The organism is Actinomadura mexicana, assembly GCF_900188105.1.
Lineage (GTDB): Bacteria > Actinomycetota > Actinomycetes > Streptosporangiales > Streptosporangiaceae > Spirillospora > Spirillospora mexicana.
The window spans coordinates 76,339-89,115 of record NZ_FZNP01000012.1; the positions used below are offsets into that span (position 1 = coordinate 76,339).

A 12,777-nucleotide genomic window follows, 5' to 3' on the forward strand; every position below is an offset into this window, starting at 1 on the left:
ACCCGGTTCACCCGGGGGCGGACCCGCCGCGGTCGCCGCCCGGGGACGGTACGACGCCGTCCCCGAAGATGAAGTCGCACTGAGGGCGCCACACGCCGTCCTGCCCGTGCTCGTACAGGGAGAAGCCCCACGCCTCGAAGTCGGCGCTGTAGCCGGCGAGCTCCTTGAACGCCTGGTCCATGACGCTCTCGGGGAGGTGGTGGGCGATGGTCACGTGCGGGTGGTACGGGAACGGCAGCGGCCGGGCGAGCGGGCCCGACAGAACCTTCGCCTGAACCCGCTCGCAACCGCCGATCCCCTCCGCGAGGGCCACGAACACGACCGGCGATACCGGTCGAAACGTTCCGCTGCCTCGCAACCTGATCGGGAACGGGGTCTCGGTGCCCACGACGCCGCGCAGATGATCCTCGACGGCGTCGATCTCGGGCTCGGGGATCTCGGTCGGCGGCAGCAGCGTGATGTGCGTCGGGATCGCGTGGGCGAGCGGGTCGCCGAACGAGGCGCGCCGGGCCTGGAGAAAGGCCCCGTACGGGTCGGGGATGGGGATGGCGACGCCGATCGTGCGCACGCCGCCGCCCCCGCCGGGGGGCACGCCCCCGGTGGCGGAGGGCGCCTTCCCGGGGCCCTCCGCGGCGAGAGCGCGGCCGTCAGCGACCACGTCCCACGAATCCCACCCGTTCGCGCACGGTCTCCATCGTCGCGGTGGCGACCCCGGAGGCGCGCTCGGCGCCGAGGGCGAGCACCCGGTCGAGCCGCTCCTCGTCGTCCAGCAGCTTGAGGGTGCGCTCCCTGATCGGTGTGAACGTGTCCAGGACGACCTGCGCGAGGTCCTTCTTGAACTGCCCGTACCCCGACCCCGCGTAGCGGCCTTCGAGGTCCGGGACGGAGGTGCCCTCCAGCGCGGAGAAGATCCGCAGGAGGTTGGTGACGCCGGCCTTCTTCTCCTCGTCGTAGACGACCTCGGAGCCGGTGTCGGTGACCGCGCGCATGATCTTCTTGCGCATCGGGCCGGGCTCCTCCAGCACGTCGATGATCCCCTGCGGCGAGGACGCCGACTTGCTCATCTTGGCGTCCGGCTCCTGGAGGTCGGTGATCTTCGCGGCGCCCTCGGGGATGTGCGCGTCCGGCAGCACGAACGTCTCGCCGAACCGGTGGTTGAACCGCTGCGCGAGGGTGCGGGTCAGCTCCAGGTGCTGCCGCTGGTCCTCGCCGACGGGGACGCGCAGCGCCCGGCCGCCCTCGACGGTGGGGTCGGGCGAGTAGAGCAGGATGTCGGCGGCCTGCAGGACCGGGTAGGTGAACAGCCCGACGCTCGTCCCGCCGGTGCCCTGCTTGGACGACTTGTCCTTGAACTGCGTCATCCGCTGGGCCTCGCCGAAGCCGGTGAGGCAGCCGAGCACCCAGGCCAGCTCGGCGTGCTCGGGGACGTGGCTCTGCACGAACACCGTGGCGCGCTCGGGATCCAGGCCCATCGCGAGGAGCTGGGCGACGGCGACCTTCGTCCGGCGGCGCAGCAGCGCGGGGTCGTGCTCGACGGTGATCGCGTGCAGGTCCACCACGCAGTAGAAGGCGTCATGGGTGTCCTGCATCGAGACCCACTGCCGGAGCGCCCCCAGGTAGTTGCCGAGGTGGAACGAGTCGGCGGTGGGCTGGATGCCGGACAGCACGCGCGGCGGTGCCGCGGCCGTTCCGGCGGACGCTTCGGGGCTGGGCGCTTCGGGCATGTGCACGGACCGATTCTCTCAGGTGTCACTCGAGGCTTCGCCGCCGGTGGCCTGCCGGGTGCCGGGGCCGGCGGCGGCGTCGCCGATCGCCGCCCGCGGGGTCGCGGACGGCGTGCCGGGCGGCACCGGTGCGGCCTGCGGCGACGCCCCCGGCATGACGCGCACGCGGGCCACCCGCCGGCCCTCCATCCGGGCCACCGCGAGCCGGCGCCCGCCGGCCTCCACCGAGTCGCCCTCGGCGGGCACGCGGCGCAGCACCGCCATGATGTGCCCGGCGACCGTCTCGTACGGGCCGGCCGGCAGCCGGATGCCGGTCTCGGCGGCGAAGTCGTCCAGGTTGAGCAGGCCGTCGACCTCGACCACCCCGCCGTGCAGGCGCCGTGCCTGCGCGTCCTGGACATCATATTCGTCGCGGATGTCACCGATGAGCTCCTCCAGGAGGTCCTCCAGCGTGACGATGCCGGCGACGCCGCCGTACTCGTCCATGACGATCGCCAGGTGGCAGCGCTCGCGGCGCATCTCCGACAGCGCCGGCAGCACCCGCTTCGAGGGCGGCAGGAACTTCACCGGACGCACCAGATCGCCCACCGGGCCGTCCCCCCGGAGATCCCGGGCGGACCCGTCCGGCAGGACGGGCGCCAGCAGGTCGCGGATGTGCACGAAGCCGATCACCTCGTCGTGGGAGTCGCGGCACACGGGGAACCGCGAGTGCGGGCTGCCCGCGGCGACCCGCGCGGCGGCGGCCAGCGGGAGCGAGGCGTCCAGGAACTCCACCTCGGTGCGCGGGACGAGGACCTCGCGCAGCGGCCGCTCCCCCGCCGCGAACACCTCCCCGATCAGTGCCCGCTCGTCCTGGGTGAGCTGCGTGTTCTGCGCGACCAGCGCCCGCATCCGCTCGGCGGTGAGCTCCTCGCGGAGCGCGCCCGGGTCGCCGCCCGACAGCCGCACGACGAGGTGGGTCGAGCTCGACAGCAGCCGCACCAGGGGGCGGGCGAGCGCCCCCGCGGGCCACGCGGGCGGCTGGGACGGCGTCCGGTCCATGGGTTCAGCCTTCCCCGTTCGGCGTTCCGGATAGCCTGGGTGGACGCCCTAGCCTGGACGCGTCCCGCCGTCCCAGACCCTCGTCGTGGAGGTCCGTCAGTGAAGCTGCTCGTCACCGGAGGCGCCGGCTATGTCGGCAGCGTCGTCTCCGCTCTGCTGCTGGAGGCGGGGCACGAGGTCGTCGTGCTGGACGACCTGTCCACCGGGCACGCGGACGCGGTGCCCGAGGGCGCCCGGCTGGTGCGCGGCACGCTGCGCGACACGGCGGCGGAGGTGCTCGGCGGCGGCGGGTTCGGCGCCGTGCTGCACTTCGCGGCCCGCTCGCTCGTCGGGGAGTCCGTCGAGAAGCCCGCCCTGTACTGGGACAAGAACCTCGGCGAGTCCCTCGCCCTGCTGGACGCGATGCGCGTCGCGGGCGTGCCCCGGATCGTGTTCTCCTCGACCGCCGCGACCTACGGCGAGCCGGAGTCCACGCCGATCCTGGAGACCGACCCGACCCGTCCGACCAACCCCTACGGGGCGTCCAAGCTGGCGATCGACACGGCCCTCGCCGAGTACGCGCGGCTGCACGGCATCGGCGGGGTGTCGCTCCGGTACTTCAACGTGGCGGGCGCCTACGGCGGGCTCGGCGAGCGGCACACGGTCGAGACCCACCTGATCCCGAACGTGCTGAGGATCGCTCAGGGCGGCGACGGCGCCGTGAAGATGTTCGGCGACGACTACCCGACGCCCGACGGCACCTGCGTCCGCGACTACATCCACGTGACCGACCTCGGCCGCGCCCACCTGCTCGCGCTGGACGCCTGCGAGCCCGGCCGCCACGAGATCTTCAACCTGGGCAGCGGCACCGGCGCCTCCGTCCGCGAGGTCGTCGAGGTCTGCCGCGAGATCACCGGCCGCGACGTCCCCGCCGAGGTGGCGCCGCGCCGCCCCGGCGATCCGGCGGTGCTGGTCGCCTCCTCGGAGAAGATCCAGGAGCGGCTCGGCTGGAAGCCCGAACGCGATCTGCGCACCATGGTCGGCGACGCGTGGACCTTCCTGCGCTCCCGGTGACCGGCGCGCTCGGCGGGAGCTTCGCCGGGGCGTTCGGGCGGGCCCCGGAGGGCGTGTGGCACGCGCCCGGCCGGGTCAACCTGATCGGCGAGCACACCGACTACAACGACGGGTTCGTCCTGCCGTTCGCGCTCCCGCGCGGCGTCTCGGTCGCCGCCGCCCGCCGCGACGACGGCGTGCTGGAGGTCCGCTCGCTGCAGGCCGCCACCGCCGTCACCGCCCCCGTGGACGGGGGGACGGTCGCCGCCGAGCACTGGCCCGCCGACCGGGAGTGGGCCGCGTACCCGGTCGGCGTCGCGCGCGTGCTGCGCGAGCACGGGACGGGCGGCGCGTCCCTGCTGATCGACTCCGACCTCCCGCAGGGCGCGGGCCTCTCCTCGTCCGCCGCCCTGGAATGCGCGACCGCGCTGGCGCTGTGCGACCTGCACGGCGTGGAGATCGACCGTCCCGCGCTGGCCAGGCTGGCGCAGCGCGCCGAGAACGAGCAGGTCGGCATGCCGTGCGGCCTCATGGACCAGTCGGCGTCCCTGCTGTGCACGCCCGGCCGCGCGCTGATGCTCGACTGCCGCACCGGGCTGTCGTCGCAGGTCCCGTTCGACCCGGCGGCCTCGGGCATGGTCCTCCTGGTGGTCGACACGCGGGCCTCGCACGCGCTGACGGGCGGCGACTACGGCCGCCGCCGCGCGGAGTGCGAGGAGGCGGCGTCCCTCCTCGGCGTCGAGGCCCTGCGCGACGTCAAGGACCTCGCCGCCGCCCTGGCGGCGCTGCGCGATCCCGTCCTGCGCCGCCGCGTCCAGCACGTCGTCACCGAGAACCACCGCGTCGAGGCCGCCGTCGGGCTGCTGCGCGCCGGCGCCCTCCCCGAGCTCGGCGCCATGCTGAACGCCTCGCACCTGTCCCTGCGCGACCAGTTCGAGGTCTCCTGGCCCGAGGCCGACGCCGCCGTCGACGCCGCGGTCCGCGCGGGCGCACGGGGCGGCCGCATGGTGGGCGGCGGCTTCGGCGGCTCCGCCATCGTCCTCACCCCGGCCGAGCGCGCCCGGAAGGTGCGGGACGCGATCACGGCCGCCTACGCCAGGCGCGGCTGGACGCCCCCCGAGTTCCTGGAGGCGCCCCCCTCCGAGGGCGCCCGCCGCGTCAGTTGAGGGCCGACCTCAGGTCGTCGTGGAGGCGGGCGGCCTCCTCGGCGGCGTCGGTCTCGTCCAGGGTGGTGAAGCCGTCGGCGGCGGCCGAGGCGTGCGCGACGGCCTCGGGGAGGCGGCCGACCTGGGCGAGGACGCGGGCCTGGTCGTAGGAGACGAGGGCGGTCTCCCAGACGCGGGCGGGCTCGTTGTCCGGAGGGAGCCCGGCCAGGGCCGCACGGGCCGTGTCCATGACGGAGCCGGCCTCGTCGGCGTCGCCGCTCCACAGCAGGCACATCGCGGCGCGGCGGCGGGTGCGGACCACCCCGTAGGGGTCGCCCGCCTTCTCGTTGGCCTCGGCGGCCTCGGCGAACCGGGCCGCGGCCAGGGCGTCCCTGTCGAGGGCGGTCAGGACGCCGCCGGCCTCCTCCAGGAAGTGCGCGACGGCGTCGTGGCGGCCGTCCCGCGCGGCGTCCTCGGCGAGGGCGGCGAACGTCGCGGCGGCGTCCTCCTCGCCCATCTCCTTCTGCGCGTGCGCGAGGATCAGGCGGCAGCGCCGGGCGGTGTCGCCGTCCAGGCCGGGCAGCGCCTCCTCGGCGGCCTCGGCGGCCTCCAGGTGGCGGCCCACGGCCAGGTACGCGGCGGCGAGGTCCACCCGGAGGTGGACGGCCTGCTCGTGCATGCCCCCGGCCGTCCAGGCCGCGATGGCCTCCGCGAGGTCGGCTATGGCGTCCGCCGGCCGGTCGGCGGCGAAGAGCGCCAGGCCGCGGTCGCCGTGCGCCGCCGCGCGCATCGGCGACGGGGGCAGCACGGCGATCACCTCGTCGAGGAGGGCGAACACCTCCTCGTCCGGGCCGGTGTCCCGGCGCGCCAGGGTGCGGGCGAGCAGCAGCGCGGGCGAGGCGACCGTCTCCGGTTCGCCGGAGGCGCGCGAGGCGTCGGCGGAGCGGCGCAGCGCCGCCGCCGCCGCGTCGGTGTCGCCGGTCCGCAGGAGCGCCTGCCCCCGCAGGAACCACAGCTCACCGGCGCGGTCGGGCGCGTCGCCGGTGTCGACCCGGTCCAGCGCGGCGAGGGCCTCGGCCGGACGGTCCAGCCCGAGCTGCGCGGTGGCGAGGCGCAGCAGCGCGGCCGTGGCGTCGCCGTCCTCCCCCGGATGCGCGGTGAGGTGGTCGGCGGACGCGGCCACCTGCTCCAGGCCGCCCTCGTCGCCGAGGTCGACGCGCATCGCGCCGAGGCGGCCGAGCGCGCGGTGCCGGCGCGTCTCGTCGCCCAGCTCCGCGTACAGCCGGGACGCCTCCTCCCAGCACCGCGCGGCGCCCTGGTCGTCGCCCTCGACGGCGAGTTCGACGCCCCGGCCGTCCAGGCGGCGGGCCTTCTGGAGGGGCGTCGGCCCGGCGGTCTCGGCGACGGCGTCGAACCGCCGGAAGGCCGCCAGCATGCCGGGCAGGTCGCCGGCCCTGCGGCGCCGCTCCACCAGGTCGAGCAGTTCGTCGAGATCGTCCACGGACGCGAGGTCGTCAGCGGAGGCGGAGTCGTCCGCCGAGGGGTTGCGCGGTGCGGGCGCGGGTGCCGGGCGGCGGTGGTGGGGGGCCAGCGGCAGGAAGTCGACGACCGGCTCGGCCTCCAGCGTGGCGCGCACCTGGTCGCCCTGGTGGGACGTGCCGTTGCGGGCGTCGAACCGGGCCGCCAGCGCCGTCGCGCGTCCGGCCAGTTCGGCGCGGAGCTCGGGCAGGGGCACGTCCGCCGCCGGGCGGTCGTCGGCGGCCGGGCGGCGGATGGTCGCCGCGCCGTGGCCGGCCGCCTCGACCACCCGCAGCAGCAGGGCCGCCGCGGCGGAGAACTCCATGTCGGCGTGCGCGCTCGGGGCCCGGTCGAGCCAGCCGAGGTGCCGCTGCAGGATCTCCAGGCCGCGCGCCCCGTTGCCCGTGACCGCGCAGAACACCACGTGCTCGGCGACGTCGCCGAGATCGGCGAGGCGCGCCCGGTGCACCCGGTAGGCGCGGCGGTGCGCGCCGGCGGCCTCCTCGAGGCGGCCCATGCGCAGGTACACCGGCAGCAGCGCCGTCTGGATCGACTGCGGCTGCTCGTTGCAGGACAGCCGCGCGCTCAGCACCGGCGCGGCGATCTCGAACGCCTCCTCGTGCCGTCCGGCCTCGACCAGGTGGCGGGCCATGCCGGTCGGGTCGCAGCCCTCGCAGTCGGACAGCTCGTCCCGCTCCGCCGCGCGCCACTTCACGAACCACTCGTGCGCCGAACCGTCGCCGATGTGCCGCGCCACCACGTTGCGGTAGTGGTACACCGCCTGGAGGCTGTGCCCGCCCGCCTTGTAGCGCCGCTCCATGTCGTCCAGGACGGCGTGGGCCCGGTCCAGCGGGATCTCCGGGAACGAGGTCAGGGAGCTGACCACCGCCTTCATTTGCCACAGCAGGCTGTGCGTCTCGTCGAACCGGGCGGGGTCGCGGTCGTGGTCGGCCAGCGTGCGGCTGAACGTCGCGAACGCCTTCACGGGCTCCCCGCCGTACCGGTAGGCGTCGGTCAGCCTGACCCGCACGTGGAACGCCAGCACCTCGTCGCCGGCCGCCTCGGCGCGGCGCAGCGCGTCCTCGATCAGGACGGTGCGGGCCTCCCCGTAGGGCAGCTCCTGCGACCGCGCCATCAGCGCGTAGACGTCATCCATGCTCATCAGGGCCCTCCGGGGAGTGGACGGCCCACTCCAGCAGGCCGATGAAGGAACGGTTCAGGACCGCCGTGTCGACGGGCCGCAGCGGATGGTGGCCGAGCAGCAGCGCCTGCCCGTACAGGGCCTGGACGGCCGCCTCGACGGGCCCGCCGTCCCCCAGCGAGGTGACGCGCCGGGCCAGCGGGTTGCGGTAGTTCAGCACCAGCTGGGGACGGTCGGCGCCCGTGGTGGCGCCGACCGCGCCGAGCACGTCCGCCCACAGCTCGCCCGCCTCCTCCCGCGCACGCGCGAGCTCGTCGCGGAACTGCGCGTCCCGGCTCGTCAGGTACAGCGCGGGCAGCGACGCGGGGTCGAAGTCGCGGACGACGACCTCGCAGCCGAGCCGCTCCACCGCCCGCTGCGCCGCCGCCAGGAACGGCCGCAGCGCCAGCTCCGCCGCCGGGTCGAGGACGCCGAACGTGGTGGTCAGCTCAGCCGCGTCCAGCCGCGCGAGCCGGATGTCGGGGTCGAGGTCCGGCAGCCGTTCGATGATCTCGGTGTCGTGGACGTAGCCGCCGTTGACCAGGCCCACGCCCTGGGCGCCCGCGACCGCCGCGAGCCGCCGGAACTCGTCCACGTCCGCGGTGAACCGGCCGCCCGGATGGCGGCGGCGGAACTCGTGCAGGGTCATCGGCCCGGATGACGTCTCGTACTCCAGCCACCGGTCGACGATCCGCAGCATGTCGTCGTCGTGCAGGGCCATCGCCTTGACGCCGAGCTGGTGCAGCCGCAGGAAGGCGCGCAGCCGCGCCGGGTCGGTCTCGGCGAGCTTCACCAGCCACTGCCGCAGCACCTCGCCGAGGCCGTGCCGCGTCGATTCGAGGAGCTCGTCCTCGTAGAGGGCCTCGCGGCTCGCGGTCGGCCGCAGCTCCCCCGCGTCCACGACGCAGCGCGCGAAGAACGCCCAGTCGGGGAGGAGCCCCTCGACGTGCTCGGCCAGCAGCATGCGCTTCAGGTAGACGCGGTGCGCGGCGCGCGCGGACGGCGACACCGGCTCGGGCAGGACGAACGCGACGCCGGTCAGCCCCGCCTCCGGCACGTCGAGGTCCACGACGTCGAACGGGGTGAACCCGCAGACCTCCTCGCAGTACCGCTCCAGCGCCCGCCTGCGGTCGGCGGGGTCGCGGTAGGAGGCCCGCCACGGCGGCCCGTCGCCGGTGACGGCGGCACCGTCCACGACCAGCTCGACCGGGAGGAGCGACCCGTACACGGCGGCCAGTTCGGCGACGACCGGCGGGCTCAGCAGCTCCGCCGCGCCCGGCCGCGCCCGCAGCGTCACCGTCGTTCCCGGCTCGTCCCGCTCGCCGGGCTCGACCCGGTAGCTGCCCTCGGAGCGTCCCGTCCACCGGACGGCGCCGCCGCCCCGCGCGGACCGCGTCACGACCTCGATCTCGTCCGCGACGAGGAACGCCGACAGCAGCCCGATCCCGAACTGGCCGAGGAAGTCGTGGCGCGCGAAGCCCAGTTCGTCCCGCTTGGACGACCGCCCGATCGTCGCCAGCAGCGTGTGCACCTCGTCCTCGGTCAGGCCGACGCCGTCGTCGTGGACGCGCAGAACGCCGCCGCCCGTCTCGATCTCGACGCGGCCGCCGGCGCCGCGCGCCGTGATCGCGTCCACCGCGTTCTGCAGCAGTTCCCGCAGGTAGACCCGCGGGCTCGCGTACAGATGGCGGCTCAGCAGGTCCACCACGCCCCGCAGGTCCACCTGGAACGCCTGTTCGACCACCGGCACGCCTCCCCGATCACTTTCCGAGCGATCACACCCTAGCGACCGATACCGACGCCTTCAGATTTTTTGTCCGCAGATCATGCGTCCGCGGGCGCCGCGGGCGCCGGCCGGGACCGGGCGCGGACGAGCCCCGGACCGGGGTGGTCCGGGGCTCGTGGCGCATGCCCGCTCGGGGCTCGCGCAGGGCGCTCAGGCGAGGCTCAGATGAGGCCGAGCTTGCGGACGGCCTCGCGCTCCTCCGACAGCTCCGCGACGGACGCGTCGATCCGGGAGCGGGAGAAGTCGTCGATCTCCAGGCCCTGGACGATCTCCCACTCGCCGCCCGCGGTGGTGACCGGGAAGGAGGAGATCAGGCCCTCGGGGACGCCGTAGGAGCCGTCCGACACGACCGCCATGGACGTCCAGTCGCCGTCGGCGGTGCCGTTCACCCAGGTGTGCACGTGGTCGATCGCGGCCGACGCCGCCGACGCCGCCGACGACGCGCCCCGCGCCTCGATGATCGCGGCGCCGCGCTTGGCGACGGTCGGGATGAAGTCGTTCTCCAGCCAGTTCTGGTCGTTCACCGTCTCGGCGGCGTTCCGGCCGGCGATCTCGGCGTGGAACACGTCCGGGTACTGCGTGGCGGAGTGGTTGCCCCAGATCGTCATCTTGCGGATGTCGGCGACCGAGGCGCCCGTCTTCTTCGAAAGCTGCGCGAGGGCGCGGTTGTGGTCCAGGCGCGTCATCGCGGTGAACCGCTCGGCCGGGACGTCCGGCGCGTGCTGCTGCGCGATCAGCGCGTTGGTGTTCGCCGGGTTGCCGACCACCAGGATCCGGACGTCGTCGGCCGCGCCGGCGTTGATCGCCTCGCCCTGCGGCTTGAAGATGCCGCCGTTGGCCTCCAGCAGGTCGCCGCGCTCCATGCCCTTCGTGCGCGGGCGGGCGCCGACCAGCAGCGCGACGTTCGTCCCCTCGAACGCCCGCACGGCGTCGTCGAAGATGTCGATGCCGGACAGCAGCGGGAACGCGCAGTCGTCCAGTTCCATCGCGGTGCCCTCGGCGGCCTTCACCGCCTGCGGAATCTCCAGCAGGCGCAGGCGTACGGGCACGTCGGCGCCGAGGAGGTGGCCGGACGCGATGCGGAACAGCAGCGCGTAGCCGATCTGGCCTGCGGCGCCGGTAACGGTAACGGTGACTGGGGTGCGAGTCATGCGTCCTTCTCCTGCTGTGACCTGACGGGCTCAGGCGGCCATCCTTGGAACCCCGACCGCCCGAGAGGCCGCCCGCCTGCGCTGCGTGGCGCGGGTTCTCTCGCCGTCGAGATAGTTGCGGTGCCAGGCTATCGCGCACCTCCCGCCCGCCACCGCCCAGGTGCGCCTCCCGGCATGCCACCCCGCCCCGAACAGGCGGAAGGCCGTCCCGGACGGATCCGGAACGGCCTTCACCCCCGCATGCGCGGGGAGCACGGCGGCGGCACCCCCCTGGCTGACCGCGCAGGGAGGATCAGCCCCGCCGCGGCGGGGAGCACTCGCGGGAGTACTAGCCGTTGATCTTCTTCTGGAGGTTGGTGTCGAGGGCCTCCAGGAAGTCCTGCGTCGTCAGCCACGGCGTCTGGGAGCCGACGAGCAGGGCCAGGTCCTTGGTCATCTGGCCGCTCTCGACGGTCTCGATGCAGACCTGCTCCAGCTTGCGCGCGAAGTCGATGACCTCGGGCTGGCCGTCGAGCTTGCCGCGGTGCTCCAGCCCGCGCGTCCAGGCGAAGATCGACGCGATGGGGTTGGTCGACGTCGGCTTGCCCTGCTGGTGCTGCCGGTAGTGCCGGGTCACCGTGCCGTGCGCGGCCTCCGCCTCGACGGTCCTGCCGTCGGGGGTCATGAGGACGGAGGTCATGAGGCCGAGGGAGCCGAAGCCCTGCGCGAGGGTGTCGGACTGGACGTCGCCGTCGTAGTTCTTGGCGGCCCAGACGAACCCGCCCTCCCACTTGAGCGCCGCCGCGACCATGTCGTCGATCAGCCTGTGCTCGTAGGTGAGGCCCTTGGACTCGAAGTCCGACTTGAACTCGGCCTCGTAGATCTCCTGGAAGAGGTCCTTGAACCGGCCGTCGTAGGCCTTGAGGATCGTGTTCTTCGTCGACATGTACAGCGGCATCTCGCGGCTCAGCGCGTACCGCATGCTCGTCCGGGCGAAGTCGCGGATCGAGTCGTCGTAGTTGTACATGCCCATGGCCACGCCGCCACCGGTGAAGTTCGCGACCTCGAACTCCATGGGCTCGTCGCCGTTCTCGGGGGTGTAGGTGATCGTCACCTTGCCCGGGCCCGGCACGACGAAGTCGGTGGCCTTGTACTGGTCGCCGTGGGCGTGGCGGCCGATGATGATCGGCTTCGTCCAGCCGGGGACCAGGCGGGGGATGTTGGACGCGATGATCGGCTCACGGAAGATCACGCCGCCGAGGATGTTGCGGATCGTCCCGTTCGGGGACCGCCACATCTTCTTCAGGCCGAACTCCTCGACGCGCGCCTCGTCGGGGGTGATGGTCGCGCACTTGACGCCGACGCCGTGCTCCAGGATGGCCCTGGCGGCGTCGACGGTGACCTGGTCGTCCGTGGCGTCACGGTGCTCGATCCCGAGGTCGTAGTACTTCAGGTCCACATCGAGGTAGGGCAGGATCAACTGGTCCTTGATGAATTTCCAGATGATCCGCGTCATTTCGTCGCCGTCGAGTTCGACGACCGGGCCCGCTACTTTGATCTTGGGCATGCTGTTGCTGTCCCTTTCCTACACCTGGCCAGCAGTCCTTGTAAGGCTCAACTGGCTAGGCTAGCCGAGGCGGTCATGAGGTCTAGACCTGGCCTTGCCCCGCGGCCCACCGTCTAGGAGTTGACCTGCGCCGACGCGCTAGCCGGGCGGCTCTTCGACCGTCCGGGAGGAGCGCCCGGCGATGAGCAGCCGCGCACCGCGCACCAGCATCGTGAGCGCGATCAGGACGCCGAACGCGCCGGCGAGGACGAGCCCGGTCTTGTTCATCGGCGGGACGCTCAGCGACACGAACGCGACCATCTCGCCGAGGATCACGAGCGTCCAGCAGTCGACCGACCGGCTCCGGACGGCGAGCGGGCCGAGCTGCGACTCGGGCAGCAGCAGCCGGGCCAGCGCGCCGATGAGCAGCGCGGCGGCCATCAGGCCCGAGCCCTTGCGGAAGTAGTTGAAGGCGCACAGCGTGAGCCCCGCGCCGACGCCGCTGAGCACGAGGAGGTACGGCAGCCGCGCGAGCCAGTGCGGGGCGGCGCTCCTCCGACGCGGCGCCTTGCGCCTGCGCCGGTGCACCTGGGTGCTCATGGAAGTCACGGTATAGGCAATCGGGTCCCGGCACGACATCGCGCACCCCCCCGGCGGGAGGGGCCGGGAGGGGAC

The 12,777-nt window shown here is 73.9% G+C and carries 10 protein-coding genes; 2 read left to right on the forward strand and 8 right to left on the reverse strand.

Annotated features, from left to right (window positions below):
* Positions 1-7: 7 nt before the first annotated feature.
* The 3 genes from CHC11_RS27990 to CHC11_RS28000 are packed head-to-tail and all read right to left on the reverse strand — an operon-like array spanning position 8 to position 2,765.
* A complete protein-coding gene (locus CHC11_RS27990; RefSeq protein ID WP_245919874.1) occupies positions 8-658 on the reverse strand; it encodes a 2'-5' RNA ligase family protein in 651 nt (216 codons plus the stop codon).
* Positions 648-1,724: a tryptophan--tRNA ligase gene (gene trpS, locus CHC11_RS27995; RefSeq protein ID WP_089314985.1), complete on the reverse strand. Its 1,077-nt coding sequence runs from the start codon at positions 1,722-1,724 to the stop codon at positions 648-650. Before trpS ends, CHC11_RS27990 begins: the two co-directional genes overlap by 11 nt.
* 18 nt (positions 1,725-1,742) lie before the next feature.
* Positions 1,743-2,765 (reverse strand): hemolysin family protein, encoded by a 1,023-nt coding sequence (locus tag CHC11_RS28000; RefSeq protein ID WP_089314832.1) that lies wholly within the window; start codon positions 2,763-2,765, stop codon positions 1,743-1,745.
* 99 nt (positions 2,766-2,864) lie between these two features.
* Between CHC11_RS28000 and galE the strand changes: the two genes are divergently transcribed.
* Together galE and galK are read left to right on the forward strand one after the other, a co-directional pair.
* Entirely contained in the window at positions 2,865-3,818 is a 954-nt protein-coding gene (gene galE, locus CHC11_RS28005) for a UDP-glucose 4-epimerase GalE (RefSeq protein ID WP_089314833.1), read from the forward strand.
* Positions 3,794-4,963: a galactokinase gene (gene galK / locus CHC11_RS28010; RefSeq protein WP_245919876.1), complete on the forward strand. Its 1,170-nt coding sequence runs from the start codon at positions 3,794-3,796 to the stop codon at positions 4,961-4,963. The genes galE and galK overlap by 25 nt, the downstream gene beginning before the upstream one ends.
* On the opposite strand, the gene CHC11_RS28015 is transcribed toward galK, so the two are convergent.
* From CHC11_RS28015 to CHC11_RS28035, 5 genes are all read right to left on the reverse strand, one after another.
* Positions 4,956-7,622, reverse strand: coding sequence for a hypothetical protein (locus tag CHC11_RS28015; RefSeq protein WP_143227349.1), 2,667 nt, complete (start codon positions 7,620-7,622; stop codon positions 4,956-4,958). The two genes, galK and CHC11_RS28015, sit on opposite strands and share 8 nt — an antisense overlap.
* Entirely contained in the window at positions 7,609-9,390 is a 1,782-nt protein-coding gene (locus tag CHC11_RS28020) for an HSP90 family protein (protein ID WP_425427350.1), read from the reverse strand. Before CHC11_RS28020 ends, CHC11_RS28015 begins: the two co-directional genes overlap by 14 nt.
* A 197-nt stretch (positions 9,391-9,587) precedes the next feature.
* The gene (locus CHC11_RS28025; protein ID WP_089314836.1) at positions 9,588-10,577 is read right to left on the reverse strand and encodes a malate dehydrogenase; all 990 of its coding nucleotides are present in this window, start codon (positions 10,575-10,577) and stop codon (positions 9,588-9,590) included.
* A 328-nt stretch (positions 10,578-10,905) separates the two neighbouring features.
* Complete coding sequence (locus CHC11_RS28030; RefSeq protein ID WP_089314837.1) at positions 10,906-12,123, reverse strand: NADP-dependent isocitrate dehydrogenase; 1,218 nt, start codon at positions 12,121-12,123, stop codon at positions 10,906-10,908.
* A 138-nt stretch (positions 12,124-12,261) separates the two neighbouring features.
* Positions 12,262-12,702 (reverse strand): DUF3017 domain-containing protein, encoded by a 441-nt coding sequence (locus CHC11_RS28035; protein WP_089314838.1) that lies wholly within the window; start codon positions 12,700-12,702, stop codon positions 12,262-12,264.
* Positions 12,703-12,777: the final 75 nt, after the last annotated feature.

Excerpts from the sequence above, each read along its gene's own strand:
- trpS (WP_089314985.1), bottom strand. The coding sequence starts at position 1,724 with ATGCCCGAAGCGCCCAGCCCCGAAGCGTCCGCCGGAACGGCCGCGGCA.
- CHC11_RS28000 (WP_089314832.1), bottom strand. The coding sequence starts at position 2,765 with ATGGACCGGACGCCGTCCCAGCCGCCCGCGTGGCCCGCGGGGGCGCTC.
- CHC11_RS28015 (WP_143227349.1), bottom strand. The coding sequence starts at position 7,622 with ATGAGCATGGATGACGTCTACGCGCTGATGGCGCGGTCGCAGGAGCTG.
- CHC11_RS28025 (WP_089314836.1), bottom strand. The coding sequence starts at position 10,577 with ATGACTCGCACCCCAGTCACCGTTACCGTTACCGGCGCCGCAGGCCAG.
- CHC11_RS28030 (WP_089314837.1), bottom strand. The coding sequence starts at position 12,123 with ATGCCCAAGATCAAAGTAGCGGGCCCGGTCGTCGAACTCGACGGCGAC.
- CHC11_RS28035 (WP_089314838.1), bottom strand. The coding sequence starts at position 12,702 with ATGAGCACCCAGGTGCACCGGCGCAGGCGCAAGGCGCCGCGTCGGAGG.